This is a genomic window from Segatella salivae F0493, assembly GCF_000477535.1.
GTDB classification, from domain to species: Bacteria; Bacteroidota; Bacteroidia; order Bacteroidales; family Bacteroidaceae; genus Prevotella; species Prevotella salivae.
Genome location: NZ_AWGW01000017.1, coordinates 1 through 19263, shown reverse-complemented (window position 1 = coordinate 19263; position 19263 = coordinate 1). Strand labels below are relative to the sequence as shown.

The following is a 19263-nucleotide window of genomic DNA, read 5'->3' as shown; positions in this document are numbered from 1 at the left end:
CGATATGAAGTTAAACACATTCAAATGTGTCATCCTTGGCCTTAGCCTTATCGCTGTTTCATCATCTGTTCATGCGCAGATGTATGACAATAGCCGTATGCTCTCATTTGAGACAACAAACGAGTTGCGCCAAATTCATACCGAAAAAGGAACAACCTCCCTATCTGATCGTCATTTCAGAAATGGCAAGAAGTCTTTGGAATGGACTTTCAACGCCGGAGGAAAGCTGTTTATTGACAAAGACCTTCAGTTTGAACCACACCTCAAGGGCAGTCAGGACAACTACCTATCTGCCTTTATCGTGTGGCTCTACAACGAGCGTCCACTGCCCAACAAGACTGTAGTCTTCAAGTTCCAAAAGCAGGGAAAGCTCTGCACTTCATTCCCAATGAGCCTTAATTTCAAAGGATGGCGCGGAGCATGGGTATGCTATGAGCGCGACATGAAAGGCAAACCAGAAACTGGAATGAATGAGATTGTTGTCGAAGCGCCTGATGTGGCGGGGAAACTTTATATCGATCACATGATTACCGCTATCAAAGTGGACCCTCGTTACCAAACCGCTGACGAGCTGTTGCCCTTTGTCAATCCTGAATCGCATAACGAATGGTTGCAGGTTTTGAAGCGTTCAAAGTTACAGTCTGACATCACTTTGACTCCTCTAACCACACAACAGACAAAGCAAATTCATGTGATAGAGCAACGCTTTCGGCATCTAATCTATACGCCATCCAAGTTTTATCCGAAGCAAATGGAAGGCATTCGGGACAAGATTGACACGTATAAAATCAAGAGAAAGAAAAGCTATATTATAGGTACTCCAATATGGTATGTGCGCCATGCAGAGGCTTATGAGCGTATGCTTCCTAAATGGGATAAGGAGATTCTGACACGAACGGGCTTTGAAATGAACGATTATTTCAAGCTCATGCAACAGATAGCAATCGCTTATAACAATGCATCTACGAGTGAAGATAAAAAGGAACTGCGTGAGATGTTCATGCTAATGTATGACAATATCACAGATCAGGGCGTCACCTGGGGCTCTTGTTGGGGTAACATTCACCACTACGGATACAGTCTTCGCAGCATGTATATCGCCTATTTCCTCATGAAAGAGGTGTTGAAAGCCGAAGGAAAATTAGATGAAGCTGTAGCAACAATGGTTTGGTATAGCCAATTGCGCCAGGTTTATGTAAAGCCAACAGGCAATGGAATGGATATGGATACGTTTAATACAGCCACAATGGGCTGTATGGCGAGCATCCTATTAATGGAAGATTCGCCCATAAAGGTGCAATATCTTCGTTCATTCTCTCGCTGGCTTGATTGGGGTTGCCGCCCAGCTCCAGGCTTAATGGATTCCTTTAAGATAGATGGTTCAGCCTATCATCATTGTAATAACTATCCAGCCTATGCGATTGGAGGTCTCAATGGCGCTACACAAATGATCTATTTACTTAGTGGAAGTGAGTTTGCTATAGGCGAATTAGCTCATCAAACCGTTAAAAATGCATTGATGGCCATGCGCTTTTACTGCAATAAACTGAGTTTCCCCTTATCCCTTTCTGGGCGTCATCCCGACGGAAAAGGACAGCTCTCACCGATGCATTACGCTTACATGGCTTGGGCAGGCACACCAAATGGTGCTAACGAACTTGACGAATCTATGGCTGCCGCCTATTTACGTTTAACGCAAAACACGACAAACAACAAAGAAAAACAAATCTATCGTGAGTTTAGATTGAAGGGAATTTCACCCGAAGCTGACCCACAAGGGAATCTCAGTTTAGGCTATTCGTGTGCCGCCGTACAGCGAAGAGACAACTGGGCTGCCGTTGTTCGTGGTACAAGTCGCTATCTATGGTGTAGCGAACACTATACAGGCGAGAATCTCTATGGCCGTTATTTGGGCTATGGCAGTTTGTTGTTATCAACAGCTCCCAAAGGAATTGATGTCACCTTAAAGACAAGTGGCTGGCAAGAAGAAGGCTTTGATTGGAACCGAATACCTGGTGCGACAAGCATTCATCTGCCATACGACGACCTGAAAGCCAAGATTTTGAATGTCGATACCTCTTCAGGCGTTGAAGAAATGCTATTGTCTGACGAAGCTTTTGCAGGCGGATTGTCTCAACAAAAGACTAATGGCAACTTCGGATTAAAGCTGCATGAGCACGATAAATATAATGGTTCGTTCCGTGCACGCAAATCTTTTCACTTCTTTAATGACGACATTATATGTCTCGGAAGCAACATAGAGAACAACGACAAGCAACATCCAACGGAGACAACTGTCTTTCAATTGGCAGCCGATGACCCACAAACACAAAGCTATTGGCAAACATATCAGCCCCAAAGTAATACGTGTTTAGACGCTCTTGGCACAGGATATTATTCTCCAAATCCATGGACTTTTACGGGTCTTATCCAACAACAATCGCGCAATAATGATACTAACAAGCCCAATACTGGACAATGGGTATCGTTATATATCCCTCATGGCACTGCCCCAACAGGTGCAGAATATGAATACGCTGTATTGCCAAAGGTTAATCCCGAAAGGCTAAAGATCATTGCTTCTAAGCCTTTCTACACCGTGATTAAAAAGGACAGAGACGCACATATCGTTCGACATGAGCCCACACACACCATGTCTTATGTCATCTTTGAAACGCCTAAGTCGTACCTTCCGGGTGGTCCTGTACTGCTCACCGACACAACTTGTCTCGCAATGGTACGCCAAGTGGCCAAGAATAAGCTGATATTAACGGTTGCTCAGCCTGATTTGAACCTTTATTCAGGCCCGAATGATGATATTTATCAAGATGGGAAACGTGTTGAACGCAGTGTTTATAGCCGGTCATGGATTAAGAATGCCAGCCAGGAACTGCCTGTTCGTGTAACCTTATTGGGCGACTGGGACTTCACTCCAACGGCAAATATCCGATTGGTTGAACGCAAAGCAAAAACAACAACGCTTGAGTTTATGTGTAAAGATGGACTAAGTTATGAACTTGAATTAAACAAACGATGATATGAAAATAAGAAAATTACTACTATCCTTGGGTGTTTTTCTAATGACACCAGCCTTTTGCCACGCTGAAAACAACGACATCAGCAACATCATTAACAATGATATTAACTTCTCAACACGCCAATATTCTCTGATGCTTCAACAGATTGGACGTGAAGGAAAGGTACGCATTCCCAAAACGATTGACAAACTTGGGCGCATGGTTTATATCCCAATAGACGATTGGTGCTCAGGATTCTTCCCCGGGAGTCTATGTTATCTCTACCAATTAACTAACGATAAATCGTGGCTTTTGCAATCAAGACGCTTTACAGAAGCCTTAGATTCCATCCAATATCTTACCTGGCATCACGATGTCGGCTTCATGATTGGCAGCAGTTATCTAAACATCTATCGTCTCAATCCTAACAAAGCATACAAGAAAGCCATTATACAAACGGCCAAATCTCTATGTACTCGCTTCCGTAAAAAGGCTGGAGTTATCCAGTCATGGAACGTAGATAGAGGGTGGCAATCAAAGCGAGGATGGACCTGTCCCGTTATCATTGACAACATGATGAACCTCGAATTGTTGTTTGAAGCAACGCGACTTAGTGGTGACTCTACCTATTGGAAGGTGGCTGTTTCGCATGCAAACAAGACATTAGAAAACCAATTTCGCAAGGACGGAAGCTGTTATCATGTGGTAGATTATGACCCAAACAACGGGGCCGTTTTACATAGACAGACTGCACAAGGATACGCAGATAATAGTGCATGGGCACGCGGACAAGCTTGGGCAGTCTATGGATATACTGTGTGTTATCGCTATACTCACGACCGCAAATACCTTGACCAGGCTGTAAAAACATTGAACTTCGTCATGCAAAATCCTAATCTTCCCGAGGATCTTATCCCCTATTGGGACTTTGATGCGCCTAATATTCCGAACGAACCTCGCGATGCTTCAAGTGCTGCTTGCATAGCTTCGGCGCTGTATGAGATGAATAATTACCTGCCAGATAATGGCTATACATCTCTTGCTGACAGAATAATCCGCTCGCTTTCCTCACCAGAATATCGCGCACCTCTTGGCAAAAATGGTTGCTTTTTGTTAATGCACTCGGTTGGAAGTATTCCTCATAACAACGAGATTGATGTGCCATTGAACTATGCAGACTATTATTTCCTTGAAGCATTGACAAGAAGAAAATGAAAAAAAAGACGTTTTTCGCGGGATTGTTAGTCTTTTCTCCGCAGGCTATTTGTGCAGTAGCAGGGAACAATGTGCCACCTAATATAGTATATGTATTCCCAGATCAGTTTCGTAATGCAGCCTTGGGGATATGGCAAGAGAAAGGATTTGCAGAACAAGTAAAGTTTCGTGGTGATCCAACACATACGCCACGACTGAATGAATTCGCTAAAGAGTCAGTAGTTTTAAGTTCGGCTATGAGCAACTGTCCACTGAGTAGTCCTCACCGTGGCAGTCTATTAACTGGAATGTATCCTAACCGTAGTGGCGTGCCTGTTAACTGTAACTCGTCCCGTCCATTTAGTTTTATTCGTCCAGAGACTACATGTATTGGAGACGTTTTCCATCAAGCAGGCTATGATTGCGGGTATATTGGTAAACTACATGCCGACAGACCTGAGCAAAACGACCCTGCTCGACCTGGTCATTACGTAGAAGATAAACAACCAGTATGGGATGCTTATACGCCAAAAGAACGTCGACATGGATTCAATTTCTGGTATTCTTACGGCACATTTGATGAACATAAGAATCCACATTATTGGGATACTGAGGGTAAGAAACATGAACCTCACGAGTGGTCTCCCTTGCATGAAGCACGCATTGCAGCCGACTACATTCGTAATCTGCATGGAGAGCGCGACCCCAAAAAGCCATTTTTCCTCATGGTTGGTATGAATCCGCCTCATAGTCCCTATCGTTCGTTAAACGACTGCATGCCAGAAGACTATGCTTTATATAAGGATAAACCTATCGAACAATTACTTGTGCGCGACAATGCAGTGCGAAACATGGACAAAGCTAAGTCTGCTGCATTCTATTTTGCCTCTGTAAGTGGCGTCGATAGAGCCTTTGGTCAGATCCTCGATGCACTGAAAGAAGCTGGGCTTACACGTAATACTATCGTCGTATTTGCATCTGATCACGGAGAAACGATGTGCAGTCAAGGAACAGAAGACCCCAAAAACTCTCCATACACTGAGTCTATGAACATTCCTTTCATGGTCAGATATCCTGGTCATTTGACACCAAGAGTCGACTCACTGCTCATGTCTTCACCCGACATTATGCCTACAATGATTGGCTTAGCAGGGCTTGGTCATCACCTTCCTTCATCGGTTCAAGGCCATGATTACTCATCACTTTTCTTGAATAAGAAGGCTACTATACAACGTCCTGACGCTGCTCTTTATATTCAAAACATAGACGGACGCAAGGGAACGAACGGCAATGTTCTTGATTACTTCCCATCAGCAAGAGGCATAAAGACATCGCGTTACACCCTCGCACTTTACATAACACGTAATAAAAAGCTTAAAAACGTTCTGTTCTTTGACGATTGGAACGATCCCTATCAGCTGCATAATATCGATCCAGAGACGCGAAAGGCCGACTATCTTGCCCTCTGTCACCGACTCGGAGAACTATTAAAAGAGATTGATGACCCGTGGGCTCAGCAACAGATTTTAAGTCAATTGATAAGCTACAAAAAATGAAACATGCAAAGATAATAAACATATTGTGCTGTCTTATGACGGCTACTCCTCTATGGGCACAGCAAGAGTATACTACCGCATGGAATGAATTTGTTACAAATTCCCCTCAAAACGTATTGTTAGACTTCTCTTATGCTGGCTACAATCATGGCCTTTCACTGCCCAAAGAGGCTTTCCCTGACTACACTATCTATAATGTGATGGACTATGGGGCTATCCCTGACGATGGGAAGTCTGACCGATTGGCACTGAAAACGATTCTATCGAAAATCGATAAGAAGCCTAATGCACGTGCAATCATCTATTTCCCAGAAGGAGAGTTCATTCTACACACCGCAGATGATGATATCATCGACAGCAAAACGGGGCTGAAAAAGTCAGAATGTCTCAACTTCGTTATGGGACAAGTAATCATGAAAGGTGCTGGTCGCGACAAGACTTTCCTCACGATGAATGACCCGATGTTGCCTGCAAATGAAAAGCTGTTATATAGTTCTCCAACACTGCTTTCCTTCCGAAACAATGGAGTAAAGACGCCAGCTATCTATGCAAATGTGAATGGAACAGCTCAAAAGGGAACATTTAGTGTCGAAGTTGACAACGTCTCTAAGCTGAAAGTAGGCGATTGGATATGCCTGCAAATGCAGCCAAATACCAATCTACAAGTCATCAAAGATGAACTTCTTGGACGTACTCCCGACCATACGATGACGAACCTCCTTAATAGTGGTGTCACCGTTAACGACTATCATCAAATCAAATCCATTGTAGGCAACGTGGTAACCTTTGAAGAACCGCTCATGCGTGCCGTCAAATCAGGTGAGCAATGGATGATAACGGAGTACAGACATTATGCAGAAGTGGGCGTAGAAGACCTCACTTTCCGCGGTCATTCCAAGCCAAACTTCAAACATCATGGCTCGTGGCAAGACGATGGAGCGTATAAACCTATCAACTTTGTACGCTTAGTTAACTCCTGGATGCGACGCGTAAGGTTTGAGAATATCAGTGAATGTGCGACGTTCCAAGACTGTGCAAACGTCATTTGTTATGATGTAGAGATAACGGGAAACCGAGGACATTCGGCCGTACGTATGGCCAGTTCGTCACGCGGATTGATTGCAAACGTTTATGATAACACGTGGGGTTATCTAACAAGTGATAAGTATTTCAGCGACCAACGCACTGGATTGGGACAGTATCACGCTTGCGGTGTGTCGAAACCAAGCATCGGAAACGTGATATGGAACTGCACTTGGGGAACTGACGACTGCTTCGAAAGCCATGCAACTCAGCCTCGTGCGACGCTATTTGATGACTGTAAAGGTGGGTTTATGCAGTTGCGTATGGGCGGAGATATAACCCAACTACCAAATCATCTCGATGACCTTACAATGTGGAACTTTACTTGTACGGCCACGAACCCTGACGAACTGCCTTTCAAATGGTGGGAGAACAGCAACCGATGGTATAAGACTCTCCCCCCAACCATCATTGGTTTCCACGGCACTCACGTGACTTTCGCCGATGGACACACAAAGCGTGACGAGGCACATGGACTCGAAGTGGCTCCTCGCTCGCTCTATGCGGCTCAATTGCAACACCGACTTGGCTATCTTCCAGATTGGGTTTCAGAACTCGATTTGCAGGCACAAGCACCCAAAAAGACATGGGATTTCACAATCATGCCTACGGAAGAGGAAGATCAATTGAGGCAAGATGCGAATTGGGAAAGCATTGATGACCATGGGAAACACTATTATTCTAACAAACAGAATATAGGTCGTTCGGGTGGAACAAAGACGCTTTCAGCCAATGAAATAGGCCCATTCACCTCCCCAATCTCTGCCAATGGGAAAGCCATTGAGAGCTGGCGAGGCCTTCAATTCGGTATCTTTGTCAACGGAAACAGCAAACCTCTCAGTGCAGGTAAGCTGCTGATTGCCTATGATGAGGGGCAACGTGTACTACGGTTGAATGCGAAAGGTATTGCCCTTGTTATCCCAAATTGTAAAAAAGGACAAACTATCACTGTGCATTACAAGTCAACAAGTAAGGCAGCAAAAAACTATTTGCAAGCTGAAGCCAATGTAGAGGTTTTGCAAGGGTTTGCTACTCCTGATGACGGCGCACTCATTCAAGAAAGCATCGGAAAGGTAAAAGCCGACGGAGATGTGGTCTTTACAACAACAAACGGACTTTTCCTCTTCGATATTATCCTAAAAGATGCTACGGGAAAGCCTATTCCTGCAGGGATAACGAATCACAAACTGCAGCAAAAAAAGGCTCAAGTGAGCATGACTTATAACCTACAAGGACAGCGTGTTGGCAAGTCTTTTAAAGGTATAGTCATTCAAAACGGAAAGAAAATCATACAGAAATAAATCATGAGAAACTTTATATCGACGCTTCTGTGCAGTCTCTTTGTGTCGCTTCCTGTAATGGGAAAAGGCCATGAGGTCAAAGTTGTTATCGCGAATCCTACGTCAGAACAACGCGCAGAAGTCGTCGAAATCAATGCTAAAATACTTTATCAGCGACTGCAATCTGCTTATGGTTCACCGCTGATTATACGCAATGCGTTTGGTCAACAGGTGGCCTCTCAACTCACATCTGATAGCCTCCTGCTGATTGATGCAGCCGTTTTTCCTCACGAAAAGACGGTGTTTAGCGTCACACGTGGCGTGCCTCAAGCCTTCAAAAGCAGCGTAGATGGTCAACTATATGCCTGGCGTGTGGATGACTTTACATGGGAAAACGACCGCTGTGCCTATCGTGCTTATGGGCCAGCTCTACAGAAAACAGGCGAGAAAGCCTATGGAATCGACATCTGGTTAAAGTCTGTTCCCAACTTAGTTGTAGCCGAACGCTATGCCAATGTCTATGCCGCCAATCAGGAAGAGAAGCGACTTCGCAAGCAGGGAGCTACCGAAGCTGCCGACAGTGTCAAGCGAAACTTCTCGTTACATCTTGACCATGGCAATGGACTTGATTGCTATAATGTAGGTCCTACGCTTGGATGTGGCACACCAGCCCTATTGCATGGCGACAGCATTGTTATGCCTTATTGCTTTAGTTCCTATCGTGTCATCGACAACGGGCCCCTCCGTTTCCGCGCAGAATTTATCTATAATCCTGCCAATGTGAATGGAGAGACCAACCTCATTGAGCATCGTTTGATTACATTAGATAAGGGATCAAGTTTCAATCACGCTGCCGTTTGGTATGAAAATCAACGTCGTCCGCAGCCATTCTGTGCTGGATTTGTCGTCCATGAGGGTGCCCTCAACACACTACACATGGGTCGTAACTACGTGGAATATGCTGATCCAACCGATAATCCATCGGGGCATGGCATCCAAATCTATGTCGCTGTCGTCTTCCCTGAAGGCAAAGTGCAACACCGCTGGTTGAAAAACACTCAATTAAGTAAAGGTGTTGCGGGGCACGCTATCTGCAAAACTACCCTCCGTCCGAATGAAAAGGCAACCTATTATTTTGGTGCTGGCTGGATTGGTTCAGGCATTCGCAATCAAAAAATGTGGCAACTTGAAATCAATTCTCTAACTGAAAGGCTGAAAAATCCACTCCAAGTGACGATTGAATAGCGCCTTATCACGAACCGTAAAGGCACACATCATAAAATGATTCGGGGCAAACCGGCGCGTCACCTCCCCCTATTTTACCGCATGAACCAAAGAAATGGGGTTAGAAAATATATGTTTCAACGCCACCGGTGTTGCGCTTTTGATAGTTTAAGGTTGCCAAACGATAGTGCAGGTTACCCTGGGTTAGCGCATGGTTTGTGGGGAACAACGCCAAGGTTTGTGTGTGTGAATGTGTGTAAGATACCTGGGGTAACATATGATTTGTGAGAAACAACGCCATCGGTGTTACGCTTTCTAAGCGTAATCCGCCATTTATACATGTGTGAATTGCCCTAAATCGTATCATGAAATAAATGTTTCAACACCATCGGTGTTGCGCCTTTGATAACCCAGGGTTGGCAAGCGATAGCGCAGGCTACCCTGGGTTTGCGTATGGTTTGTGGGGAACAACGCTGTAAGTGTTGTACCTTTTTGGCGTAACCTGCCATTTATACATGTGTGCATAAACATTAATCACATCATGCAACACACGTTTCAACGCCGTAGGTGTTGCGCTTTTGATAGCCCAGGGTTGCCAAACGATAGTGCAGGCTACCCTGGGTTAATGTATGTTGTGTGGGAAACAACGCCATCGGTGTTGCGCTTTTTCGGCGTTATCCGCCATAAAATGTTTCATTGTAACCATACCTTCACAGAAAAAGCTCAACACCTATGGCGTTGAATCTCCTTGCGAACGTTGACCCGGGGTAGGCTCGTTCCTCGCCAACCCTGGGCTATCAAAAGAACAACTCGTACCGAGTTGCGTGGTGAGAACATTCTTGGTAGCAGATTTGTTTATTGGAATATTGGCATAATATCCTATTAATCCCCTCGCTATAACCATGCCTTCACAAAAAAAGCTCAACACCTACGGCGTTGAATCTCCATGCGAACGTTCACCCGGGGTAGGCTCGTTCCTCGCCAACCCCGGGCTATCAAAAGAACAACTCGTACCGAGTTGCGTCGTTGTGACATTCGCAATGGTGGATACATTCATTTAGATATTGGCATAACACCTACGGCAGTGCATGATGAGAGCATTCATCATGCTGGATATATCCATTGAAATATTTGCATTAAATATACGGCGTTGTATTATTGCCACATCCATCATGGTGGATGTATTCATTGGAATCTTGACCCAATACCTTCGCCGTTGCGCATTAGGATATTTGTAACGGCAAATGGGTTAATGGGAAATGGTGGCGTAGTTGCTAATTAAAAGCTAAATGGTTTGCGGCATCTCATCGTGTAAAATACGGCAAAACACACGATGATTTGACGCAAATTGTCGCATGAAATGACGCAAACAATAAGGCGAAGTGCCACAAATAGCACTTCGCCTTAACTGATTTTACACAAATATTTCTATAATATTGTGATATACAACGACTTCACCAATATTCTACATGTAGCCTAACCACCTCAGAATGTCATTGAGATTGGCCACAATCATTAGCAGAATGAGAATCGTTACGCCTGTATACTCGGCACGAATCATAAACTTTTCACTCGGCTTTCGACCCGTTATCATTTCATAAATGAGGAAAAGCACGTGACCACCATCAAGGGCTGGGATGGGAAGTATATTCATAAAGGCGAGAATTATGCTTAAGAAGGCGGTCATTTTCCAAAAGATATACCAATCCCATGATGAGGGAAAGAGACTTCCTATCGTGCCAAATCCACCGAGACTCTTGGCTCCACTGGCAGAGAACACATACTTCATGTCACTCACATAGCCTTTCAACACATCCCAACCATAGGCAACTCCTGCCGGGAAACTGGCCAAAAAGCCATAACTTTTGTGTGTAGGTGTGTAGAGAGACAACATACTTGGGAACTCAATGGCAAACTTCAAGTCGGGTGTAAGCACAGCTTTTGCGGTGTCAACCTTATCGGATTGATATACCAACTGCGCCGTTCTTATCTTCATACTGTCTTGATGTGTCTTGCAAGCAGATAGTTTTTCTCTCATTTTACTTAGTTCGTCAAGGAACACATTGGCTGAAGTTATCTTCACCCCATTAAGTGCCAACAGCTTGTTTCCTTTCTTCAAACCAATCTTTTCGCCTGGACCACCGGGAAGAACAGAGTCGACTGTGGCAGGAAGATAAGGCTGACAGAAAGCCGGAGTGCTTTTAATCATGCTTAAAAGATTAATATCTCCTGACAAATGTAGGCTCATTGGCTTTCCATTTCGAATGATATCAACGCGCTTAGCCTTTGAGATTGCGCGGAACATATCGGCACTAAAGTCTTTAAACTGCCCTTTTTCGGTGCCAAGAAGAATGTCATGGTCTTTAAAACCATAGCGTTTTGCCTCTTGATTAAACAGCATTCCTTGCTTCATGTCTTTCGTTTGGATGTAAGTATCGCCCCAAACAAACATGAGCATTGAATAGATGAAGAGTGCAAGAAGGAAGTTAACAGTGACTCCACCAATCATAACCAGCAGCCGTTGCCATGCAGGTTTTGTTCTGAACTCCCATGGTTCAGCCGGTTTAGCCATTTGTTCGGTGTCGAAACTCTCGTCAATCATTCCTGCAATCTTGCAGTAACCACCAAATGGAAGCCATCCCATCCCATATTCAGTATCGCTGTTTTTAGGTTTAAAATGGAACAGACTACCCGTCCATTTCCCTATACCGACATCAAAAAATATATAAAACTTCTCAACTCTTATACCGAAAAGCTTTGCAAAAAACATGTGTCCACCCTCGTGGAGCAGTACTAATAGTGAGATTGCAAGAATGAACTGCAATGCCTTTATGAATATAACTTCCATGATTTATTTATCGTTTTTATTTTCAAAATGAATGACTCTATAGGGTTGAAGCCTTCAAAACAAGACGCTGAGCAATGGTTCTGGCCTCAGCATCTGTCTGCAAATAGACATCAAGATTAGGGTTTTTATCGAATGTTGCCTGCTGCATGGTTTGCTCAATCACATCGGCCATGCCAAGGAAAGAGCACTCATTGCGACGGAAAGCCGCATTAACCACCTCGTTGGCAGCGTTCAAAATACAGGGCATATTTCCCCCTTTATCGATTGCTTCGTAGGCCAAGGCTAAGCATTTGAACTTATTTGTGTCGGGCTCGAAGAACTCTAAACGTTGCTGTTTGAATAGATCGAGGCGCTCACCTTTTAGATATAAGCGCTCAGGGAACGAGAAAGCATATTGTATGGGCAATCGCATGTCGGGCACACCCAACTGAGCTTTCACCGCACCATCAATGAATTCGACCGCACTATGGACTATACTTTGGGGATGAATCAACACTTGTATGCGGTCAGCGGGTACGCCAAAGAGCCACTTTGCCTCTATAATCTCGAAACCTTTATTCATTAACGATGCCGAGTCTATAGTGATTTTAGCGCCCATATCCCATGTAGGATGCTTCAAAGCATCAGCAGCTGTGACCGTCTTGAGTTGTTCGTGGCTGAACAATCTGAAAGGACCTCCAGAACAAGTAAGCAGAATTTTCTCTATCTTATTATCTGCATCACCGACAATACTCTGGAAGATTGCACTATGTTCACTATCAACAGGCAAGATGGGTACATGGTTTTCTTTGGCCAAATTACATATTAATTCGCCGGCAACGACAAGCGTTTCTTTGTTTGCCAAGCATATTTTCTTATGCGCTTTAATGGCATTTATCGTCGGAACAAGCCCCGAAAAGCCAACCATTGCAGCTAAAACCATGTCAATAGGTGAGGCAGAAACAATCTGTTCTAAGGCCTCTTTACCAGCATAAACCTTTATTTCTGGTAGGTCGTTGAGCAGTTGTTGCAAAGCATCATAATGTGCTTCGTTGGCAATAACGACAGCAGCAGGCTTAAATTCTCGTGCCTGTTGGGCCAACTTCTCTACGCTGTTGTTCGCCGTAAGACAATAAACTTCGTAGCGATCACTATGCTGTCGGATAACATCTAAAGCTTGAGTACCAATGCTTCCAGTAGATCCGAGGATACATATCTGTTGTTTTTTCATTTCTTTTCCTATCGTCTTAGGGTTATAAATCAAGCAGCCCATCAGGGATGGACATTCGAATCTCACGGCGTTGCATATCAGCTTCGTGAATCAACTCCTCGTGAGCAGGCACCAAGATATCTTTACCCGTGGTGGTTTTAATCTCAAAAAGTGTGTTGATGGTGGTGTTATCAACTTCTGTTATATGCCCAACAACCTCATCATTCAGCCTATTGATGACCGTAAAGCCTATGATTTCGGCCCATGACAAGCCTTGTTCTGCGCCATCAGAAAGACTGCGTTCAAAGAACACTTCGCATCCCGTGAGCTGACGGGCACGCCCTTCTGAGTCGATATCTTCAAACTTAACAAGAGCATTTTCGGCACTCTTGAACCGATATTCCTCTATAAAGAACGGCACAAGTATACCATCAATAGATAGCAATAAATAGTCGGCTTCAACACGATCAAACACATCATCGGTGAAGAGAAAGGATATTTCACCTTGCACCCCATGTGGTTTCCCAAGCTTTCCGATTCTATATACGTCTTCGTTTTTAATCATTTACACGTTTGATACAAGCCCCGATAGCATTCAATCTGTTTTCAATGTCCTCATAACCCCTATCGATTTGGGCTATATTTGCAATATTACTTGTCCCCTGAGATGACATTGCTGCGATAAGTAAAGCGATACCCGCGCGGATGTCAGGACTGGTCATTCGTCCCGCTCTTAGCTTCATTTTGTGATCATGTCCCACGACAACTGCCCGATGAGGATCACACAAAATGATTTGTGCTCCCATATCAATTAGCTTGTCAACAAAGAACAAACGGCTCTCAAACATCTTCTGATGTATGAGCACAGAGCCACGTGCTTGTGTGGCAACGACAAGGAGAACAGAAATCAAGTCGGGGGTAAGTCCGGGCCAAGGTGCGTCAGACAATGTCATAATAGTGCCGTCAATGAACGAGTCAACCACGTAATGTGGCTGATAGGGTACAATCAAATCATCACCTTCAACCCGTATCTTTACACCCAAACGCCTAAAGGCATCGGGGATGATTCCTAAGTTTTGGAGTGACACATTCTTAATTCTTACGCCGTCACCCACCATGGCTGCCATGCCAATAAATGAGCCAACCTCTATCATATCGGGTAAAACCATGTGCGAAGCTCCATGCAATCGCTCCACCCCCACTATCGTAATAAGGTTACTTGCAATGCCACTGATGTTGGCACCCATAGCATTTAACAAGTGACATAGCTGCTGAATATATGGTTCACAGGCTGCATTGTAGATGGTAGTTGTGCCTTTTGCCGTCACAGCAGCCATGATAATATTTGCTGTTCCGGTAATAGATGCCTCATCAAGTAACATATAACAGCCTTTCAACTGTTCTGCTTCGATTCGAAAAACATCACGTTCGGGGTCACGAACAAACTTGGCTCCGAGGTACTTAAAACCGAGAAAGTGTGTATCTAAGCGTCTGCGTCCTATCTTATCTCCCCCAGGTTTAGCCACGATTGCTTTGCCAAAACGGCCTAACAGAGGTCCAATCAAGAGAACACTTCCACGAAGTGAGGAACATTTCTGAACAAATTGCAAGCTGTCGAGATAGGAAAGATTCAGTTCATCAGCTTGAAACGTGTAGTCTCCACGCTGATGTCGCGTCACCTTTACCCCAATATCTTGCAATAATATGATAAGGTTATTGACATCAAGAATATCGGGTATATTCTTGATTCTCACGGGTTCAGTCGTCAACAACGTGGCACAAATCACTTCAAGTGCCTCGTTTTTGGCTCCTTGTGGCGTGATAGTACCCTTTAATCGATGTCCACCTTCGATGATAAATGATTCCATAGTTACTTCTTTTTGCGCTTGTTCGGCGTATTAGCAATGGGCCTATCCGCAATCTTATTAAACACAAAGGAGTTCAAATCGAGTTGAACCTTCCCGTCAGTAAACCGTGCAAGGTCATCAGCAACCTTCACATCATCGGCTGAACCATGGCTCCACGTCATCAAATCTATCTTCATTTGATTCGCCGTCAAACGTATAAGTTCATCGCGTTCTTCGCCTTCTGGCATCGTCTTTAGACGCTGAAAAACTTCAAAAAGGATATGTCCGTAATGACGAACTGGTATGCGTTCCATCGGATAAGGCATCGGTTCAGGCTTTGAAGAGATTCTATTTGCCGCACTAATATCATAGGGCCAGTCGATATCAAGCTTGAAATCACTCATTATTGCAAGGTGATCCCACAGCTTATGTTGATAGTCCCCACTCTCTTTTCCCTGTGGAAACATACGCTCCATGATGGCAATTATTGTCTCAGCGCAAGCCTGACGCTCTTCCTTTGTCTTTAAGTTCACACAGAGATCCACCATATCTTGCACCTCACGTCCATACTCGGGCATGATTAGTTTCTCACGTTGTGTGTTGTAATCTAATCCTTCAATATTCATAATTAAAGCAGTTTCTTAGGCATTTTAGCTACAAAATCTTTCAAATAGAAAGGCACAAAGTAAGCTACATCCTCAAATTTCTCTTCAGCAAATCGCTTTTCTGCCAAGGGAAACATATTCTTTGCAAGTGGTAAAATGTCTTTAATGTAACGGGCGTTAGGATGATTTATCTCACTCATACATTTGCCTGCACCATCTCCAAAGAAATAAACAATACCCTTATCTAAATAAGTTTTATAGGTTTCTTCAGTTACTACATCTGCCTGAATCGGTCGAACAACATGCAAAGCACGGTCAAACACCTCAGCATATACCTCCATTCTGCGAGCATCTAACATAGGAACCAGCAGCGCATCTTCCTCATTTGGATGCTCACCAAGTAACACTGGAACAGCCAAAAGCTCAAGCGTTGGTATGGCAATCAACTTTACATCGCGACCATAACAAATGCCTTTAGCCATTGAAGTACCTATACGTAGCCCCGTATATGAGCCAGGTCCGCAGCTCACTGCCACTGCATCAAGTTTCAAACCATGGCTATCAATGAAAGAAAGTGCCTCATCTACGAACGCACCTAACGTCTCGTTGTGGTGCGGACCACTATGATCTTCCTTGTTAAAGATGCATTCTGCGTCATTACTCACGGCAACCGAGCACACCGTTGTACTCGTTTCAATGTTTAATATACACGACATAAATGAAAAATATAATCTTAATAAATTGCAAATTTACGCTTTTTTCCCACAAAATTATTACTTTTGCAGAAATTTAACGCGTAGCAATTATGATACAATCCATGACGGGTTACGGCAAAGCTGTAGTCACTTTCAAAGAAAAGAAGATTAATGTTGAGATTAAATCTCTAAACAGTAAGGCATTAGATTTGTCTGCCCGCATTGCCCCACTCTATAGAGAAAAGGAGATGGAAATACGCCAAAAGGTAGCTAAAAGCCTTGAACGTGGGAAGGTAGACTTTGCCATTTGGATTGAAAAAGATGACGTTGTAGACGCTGCTTCCATTAATGTGGCGCTCGTAGAAAACTATTATAAGCAGATAAAAGATATCTCATTGCAAACCGGAATCCCTGAGCCTACCGATTGGTATGCCACTCTTCTGGCGCTCCCTGATATCACAACAAAGACTGAAAACGAAGAACTCACCAACGAAGAATGGGCAGTTGCCTCCACAGCTATTGACGAAGCACTCCATGCCTTGGTAGATTTCCGCAAACAAGAAGGGGCTGCTTTGCAACACAAATTCAACGAAAAGATTAACAATATCGAAGCCTTACTCGCAAGTATTGAGCCATATGAGAAGAGCCGTGTAGAGAAAATACGACAGAATATCATTAAAGGCCTTGAACAAATCCCAAGTGTTGACTACGACAAAAACCGCTTAGAGCAAGAGCTTATCTATTATATTGAAAAGTTAGATATCAGCGAAGAGAAGCAAAGACTTACCAATCACTTGAACTATTTCCGTGAAACGATGCAAGAAGAAGGCCATGGTGTTGGTAAGAAACTTGGCTTTATTGCACAAGAAATGGGGCGAGAGATCAACACAACTGGTAGTAAGAGCAATCAAGCGGAGATGCAAAACATCGTCGTAAAGATGAAAGATGAGTTGGAACAAATTAAGGAACAGGTGCTAAATGCACTGTAAGTTAAAGATGAAAGGGCTCTACATATCTTCCCAAAGGGGTAGAACCTCTAAACAGATGCATCTTTCTTGCGACTAATTCTGAAATGAAACAGCTCTATAAATAGCAGAATTTAGATAATCCTTCAATGGTGAATAAAAGTAGGAAAGAATCTTCCTAATCAAAATAAACCATGATATTAAAGGATGAATATGATGAAACAAAACAACGACTTTCTTCATTCCAACGAGTCAGAACAAAGCAAACAACAACCAGAAGACTCTAAAAAAAACTCTCATTTGGCTGAGTTTCCTGGCCGACTCCTAATCTTCAGTGCGCCATCGGGCTCGGGAAAGAGCACCATTGTGCAATGGTTGATGAAAGAACATCCTGAACTTAATCTCCACTTTTCAATCTCGTGTACAAGTCGTGAGCCTCGAGGAACGGAACAAAATGGCGTAGAATACTTCTTTCTTTCGCCCAAAGCATTCAAGGAAAAGATAGCAAACAACGAGTTCCTTGAATACGAAGAAGTTTATGAAAACCGCTTCTATGGCACACTAAAGTCTGAAGTTGAGGAGCAGATTGCACGTGGAGAGAACGTCGTTTTTGACGTAGATGTGAAAGGCGGATGCAACATCAAGCGATTCTTCGGCAGTCAAGCCATAAGCATCTTTGTACAACCTCCCTCGATAGAAGAACTGAGAAAAAGACTTAATGGCCGTGGAACCGATCGGCAGGAGGTTATCGAACAGCGCATCGCAAAAGCTGAATACGAACTTTCTTTCGCACCAAACTTCGACCATATCGTTGTCAACGACGACCTCGAAACAGCCAAACAAGACACTCTTAGACTGATAACGACTTTCCTGAACAATAAATAAAAGTGGACGAAATAAGGCTCACTGCACCCCGAATCGGTATCTACGGCGGTTCATTTAACCCCATTCATATGGGTCATATATCGTTGGCTAAGACGCTACTTCAGCACACACGGCTCGACGAAATCTGGTTCATGGTGTCGCCTCTCAACCCTTTTAAGCGCATGGACAACGACCTTTTAGACGACAACCACCGCTTAGAACTCACACAAAATGCCCTTGCTGACGAGCCAAACCTTATTGCTTGTGACTTCGAATTCCGCCTTCCTAAGCCCTCATATACCTATGATACGCTTTGTAAACTCCATGAAACCTACCCCAAAAATCAGTTTACACTCATCATAGGAGCAGACAATTGGGCGAACTTCGACCGCTGGAAAAACCACGATTTCATCCTCCATCACTACCCCATTATCATCTATCCGCGCAAACATTCGCCTATATGCACAACGCAACTTCCCAAGAATGTCACGCTCGAAAACACGCCGTTATACGATTTCAACAGTACGGATATCCGGCGACGCATTGCACATGGCATGTCGATTCATGGCATGGTGAAGCCTGAAATAGAAGCAAAAACAATACAATATTACCAAGAACTGCAAAAGAAAACAAATCTTTCAGAGAATCTCTAAGGTGAATCGACCTACTGAAAGATGTTTGTTGGGGGGGTAGATTGAGGGAAATAAAGCCTCTCCCCCAGCCCCTCTCCGAAGAGAGAGGGGAGTAGTTAGTCGTGGAAATGGAGGGAGTTGTTTTGGAGTTAGTTTGGGGTGGTGATGTTGTTGATAATTAAAGGTGAAATGGTTTGGGGCAAAACAAAGCCTCTCCCCCAGCCCCTCTCCGAAGAGAGAGGGGAGTAGTTAGTCGTGGAAATG

At 43.9% G+C, this 19263-nt stretch carries 18 protein-coding genes and 1 pseudogene; 8 read left to right on the top strand and 11 right to left on the bottom strand.

Annotated features, from left to right (window positions below; all coding sequences use genetic code 11):
• Window positions 1-4 precede the first annotated feature (4 nt).
• The 5 genes from HMPREF9145_RS05540 to HMPREF9145_RS05520 are packed head-to-tail and all read left to right on the top strand — an operon-like array spanning window position 5 to window position 9375.
• Window positions 5-3037: a chondroitinase family polysaccharide lyase gene (locus tag HMPREF9145_RS05540; protein WP_196809746.1), complete on the top strand. Its 3033-nt coding sequence runs from the start codon at window positions 5-7 to the stop codon at window positions 3035-3037.
• A 1-nt stretch (window position 3038) separates the two neighbouring features.
• Window positions 3039-4232, top strand: a complete 1194-nt coding sequence (locus HMPREF9145_RS05535; RefSeq protein WP_021825411.1) for a glycoside hydrolase family 88 protein — start codon at window positions 3039-3041, stop codon at window positions 4230-4232.
• Window positions 4229-5767, top strand: a complete 1539-nt coding sequence (locus HMPREF9145_RS05530) for a sulfatase family protein (protein ID WP_021825408.1) — start codon at window positions 4229-4231, stop codon at window positions 5765-5767. Before HMPREF9145_RS05535 ends, HMPREF9145_RS05530 begins: the two co-directional genes overlap by 4 nt.
• Window positions 5764-8151 carry a DUF4955 domain-containing protein gene (locus HMPREF9145_RS05525; RefSeq protein WP_036906758.1) on the top strand — a complete coding sequence of 796 codons (2388 nt, stop codon included), beginning with the start codon at window positions 5764-5766 and terminating at the stop codon, window positions 8149-8151. Before HMPREF9145_RS05530 ends, HMPREF9145_RS05525 begins: the two co-directional genes overlap by 4 nt.
• A gap of 3 nt (window positions 8152-8154) precedes the next feature.
• Window positions 8155-9375 (top strand): DUF4861 family protein, encoded by a 1221-nt coding sequence (locus tag HMPREF9145_RS05520; RefSeq protein WP_021825364.1) that lies wholly within the window; start codon window positions 8155-8157, stop codon window positions 9373-9375.
• Between the two features lie 100 nt (window positions 9376-9475).
• Here the strand turns inward: HMPREF9145_RS05520 and HMPREF9145_RS12765 are convergent, their stop codons facing one another.
• The 11 genes and pseudogenes from HMPREF9145_RS12765 to tsaB all read right to left on the bottom strand — a co-directional run bounded on the left by HMPREF9145_RS12765 (window position 9476) and on the right by tsaB (window position 16559).
• Window positions 9476-9655, bottom strand: a complete 180-nt coding sequence (locus HMPREF9145_RS12765) for a hypothetical protein (RefSeq protein WP_021825433.1) — start codon at window positions 9653-9655, stop codon at window positions 9476-9478.
• 62 nt (window positions 9656-9717) lie between these two features.
• Window positions 9718-9879 (bottom strand): hypothetical protein, encoded by a 162-nt coding sequence (locus HMPREF9145_RS13690; RefSeq protein ID WP_196809745.1) that lies wholly within the window; start codon window positions 9877-9879, stop codon window positions 9718-9720.
• Between the two features lie 205 nt (window positions 9880-10084).
• Window positions 10085-10186 (bottom strand): annotated as a pseudogene (locus tag HMPREF9145_RS14295) (tetrahydrofolate synthase); the annotation flags it as partial.
• A gap of 96 nt (window positions 10187-10282) precedes the next feature.
• Window positions 10283-10411: a hypothetical protein gene (locus tag HMPREF9145_RS14115; RefSeq protein WP_081697694.1), complete on the bottom strand. Its 129-nt coding sequence runs from the start codon at window positions 10409-10411 to the stop codon at window positions 10283-10285.
• Entirely contained in the window at window positions 10412-10543 is a 132-nt protein-coding gene (locus tag HMPREF9145_RS14110) for a hypothetical protein (protein WP_262502498.1), read from the bottom strand.
• A gap of 276 nt (window positions 10544-10819) precedes the next feature.
• Window positions 10820-12202 carry an RIP metalloprotease RseP gene (gene rseP, locus HMPREF9145_RS05515; protein WP_021825418.1) on the bottom strand — a complete coding sequence of 461 codons (1383 nt, stop codon included), beginning with the start codon at window positions 12200-12202 and terminating at the stop codon, window positions 10820-10822.
• A gap of 37 nt (window positions 12203-12239) precedes the next feature.
• Complete coding sequence (locus HMPREF9145_RS05510; protein WP_036906796.1) at window positions 12240-13412, bottom strand: 1-deoxy-D-xylulose-5-phosphate reductoisomerase; 1173 nt, start codon at window positions 13410-13412, stop codon at window positions 12240-12242.
• A gap of 22 nt (window positions 13413-13434) precedes the next feature.
• Window positions 13435-13956 carry a ribosome maturation factor RimM gene (gene rimM / locus HMPREF9145_RS05505; protein ID WP_021825440.1) on the bottom strand — a complete coding sequence of 174 codons (522 nt, stop codon included), beginning with the start codon at window positions 13954-13956 and terminating at the stop codon, window positions 13435-13437.
• Window positions 13949-15259 (bottom strand): UDP-N-acetylglucosamine 1-carboxyvinyltransferase, encoded by a 1311-nt coding sequence (gene murA, locus HMPREF9145_RS05500; RefSeq protein ID WP_021825415.1) that lies wholly within the window; start codon window positions 15257-15259, stop codon window positions 13949-13951. Before murA ends, rimM begins: the two co-directional genes overlap by 8 nt.
• A 2-nt stretch (window positions 15260-15261) precedes the next feature.
• Complete coding sequence (locus HMPREF9145_RS05495; protein WP_007135223.1) at window positions 15262-15864, bottom strand: DUF4290 domain-containing protein; 603 nt, start codon at window positions 15862-15864, stop codon at window positions 15262-15264.
• 2 nt (window positions 15865-15866) lie between these two features.
• The gene (tsaB, locus tag HMPREF9145_RS05490) at window positions 15867-16559 is read right to left on the bottom strand and encodes a tRNA (adenosine(37)-N6)-threonylcarbamoyltransferase complex dimerization subunit type 1 TsaB (protein ID WP_007135222.1); all 693 of its coding nucleotides are present in this window, start codon (window positions 16557-16559) and stop codon (window positions 15867-15869) included.
• A gap of 89 nt (window positions 16560-16648) precedes the next feature.
• On the opposite strand from tsaB, the gene HMPREF9145_RS05485 reads away from it, so the two are divergent.
• The 3 genes from HMPREF9145_RS05485 (at window position 16649) to nadD (ending at window position 19020) form a co-directional block, all read left to right on the top strand.
• Window positions 16649-17527 (top strand): YicC/YloC family endoribonuclease, encoded by an 879-nt coding sequence (locus tag HMPREF9145_RS05485; RefSeq protein ID WP_021825430.1) that lies wholly within the window; start codon window positions 16649-16651, stop codon window positions 17525-17527.
• A 183-nt stretch (window positions 17528-17710) separates the two neighbouring features.
• On the top strand, window positions 17711-18388 hold the full coding sequence (gene gmk, locus HMPREF9145_RS05480; RefSeq protein WP_021825434.1) for a guanylate kinase: 678 nt from the start codon (window positions 17711-17713) through the stop codon (window positions 18386-18388).
• A 2-nt stretch (window positions 18389-18390) separates the two neighbouring features.
• Entirely contained in the window at window positions 18391-19020 is a 630-nt protein-coding gene (nadD, locus tag HMPREF9145_RS05475; RefSeq protein WP_021825425.1) for a nicotinate (nicotinamide) nucleotide adenylyltransferase, read from the top strand.
• Window positions 19021-19263: the final 243 nt, after the last annotated feature.

Bases quoted from the DNA above. Each gene is read 5' to 3' on its own strand.
- HMPREF9145_RS05540 (WP_196809746.1), top strand. From the start codon at position 5: ATGAAGTTAAACACATTCAAATGTGTCATCCTTGGCCTTAGCCTTATC.
- HMPREF9145_RS05535 (WP_021825411.1), top strand. From the start codon at position 3,039: ATGAAAATAAGAAAATTACTACTATCCTTGGGTGTTTTTCTAATGACA.
- HMPREF9145_RS05530 (WP_021825408.1), top strand. From the start codon at position 4,229: ATGAAAAAAAAGACGTTTTTCGCGGGATTGTTAGTCTTTTCTCCGCAG.
- HMPREF9145_RS05525 (WP_036906758.1), top strand. From the start codon at position 5,764: ATGAAACATGCAAAGATAATAAACATATTGTGCTGTCTTATGACGGCT.
- HMPREF9145_RS05520 (WP_021825364.1), top strand. From the start codon at position 8,155: ATGAGAAACTTTATATCGACGCTTCTGTGCAGTCTCTTTGTGTCGCTT.
- HMPREF9145_RS12765 (WP_021825433.1), bottom strand. From the start codon at position 9,655: ATGGCGTTGTTTCTCACAAATCATATGTTACCCCAGGTATCTTACACA.
- HMPREF9145_RS13690 (WP_196809745.1), bottom strand. From the start codon at position 9,879: ATGCACACATGTATAAATGGCAGGTTACGCCAAAAAGGTACAACACTT.
- HMPREF9145_RS14115 (WP_081697694.1), bottom strand. From the start codon at position 10,411: ATGAATGTATCCACCATTGCGAATGTCACAACGACGCAACTCGGTACG.
- HMPREF9145_RS14110 (WP_262502498.1), bottom strand. From the start codon at position 10,543: ATGAATACATCCACCATGATGGATGTGGCAATAATACAACGCCGTATA.
- rseP (WP_021825418.1), bottom strand. From the start codon at position 12,202: ATGGAAGTTATATTCATAAAGGCATTGCAGTTCATTCTTGCAATCTCA.
- HMPREF9145_RS05510 (WP_036906796.1), bottom strand. From the start codon at position 13,412: ATGAAAAAACAACAGATATGTATCCTCGGATCTACTGGAAGCATTGGT.
- rimM (WP_021825440.1), bottom strand. From the start codon at position 13,956: ATGATTAAAAACGAAGACGTATATAGAATCGGAAAGCTTGGGAAACCA.
- murA (WP_021825415.1), bottom strand. From the start codon at position 15,259: ATGGAATCATTTATCATCGAAGGTGGACATCGATTAAAGGGTACTATC.
- HMPREF9145_RS05495 (WP_007135223.1), bottom strand. From the start codon at position 15,864: ATGAATATTGAAGGATTAGATTACAACACACAACGTGAGAAACTAATC.
- tsaB (WP_007135222.1), bottom strand. From the start codon at position 16,559: ATGTCGTGTATATTAAACATTGAAACGAGTACAACGGTGTGCTCGGTT.
- HMPREF9145_RS05485 (WP_021825430.1), top strand. From the start codon at position 16,649: ATGATACAATCCATGACGGGTTACGGCAAAGCTGTAGTCACTTTCAAA.
- gmk (WP_021825434.1), top strand. From the start codon at position 17,711: ATGAATATGATGAAACAAAACAACGACTTTCTTCATTCCAACGAGTCA.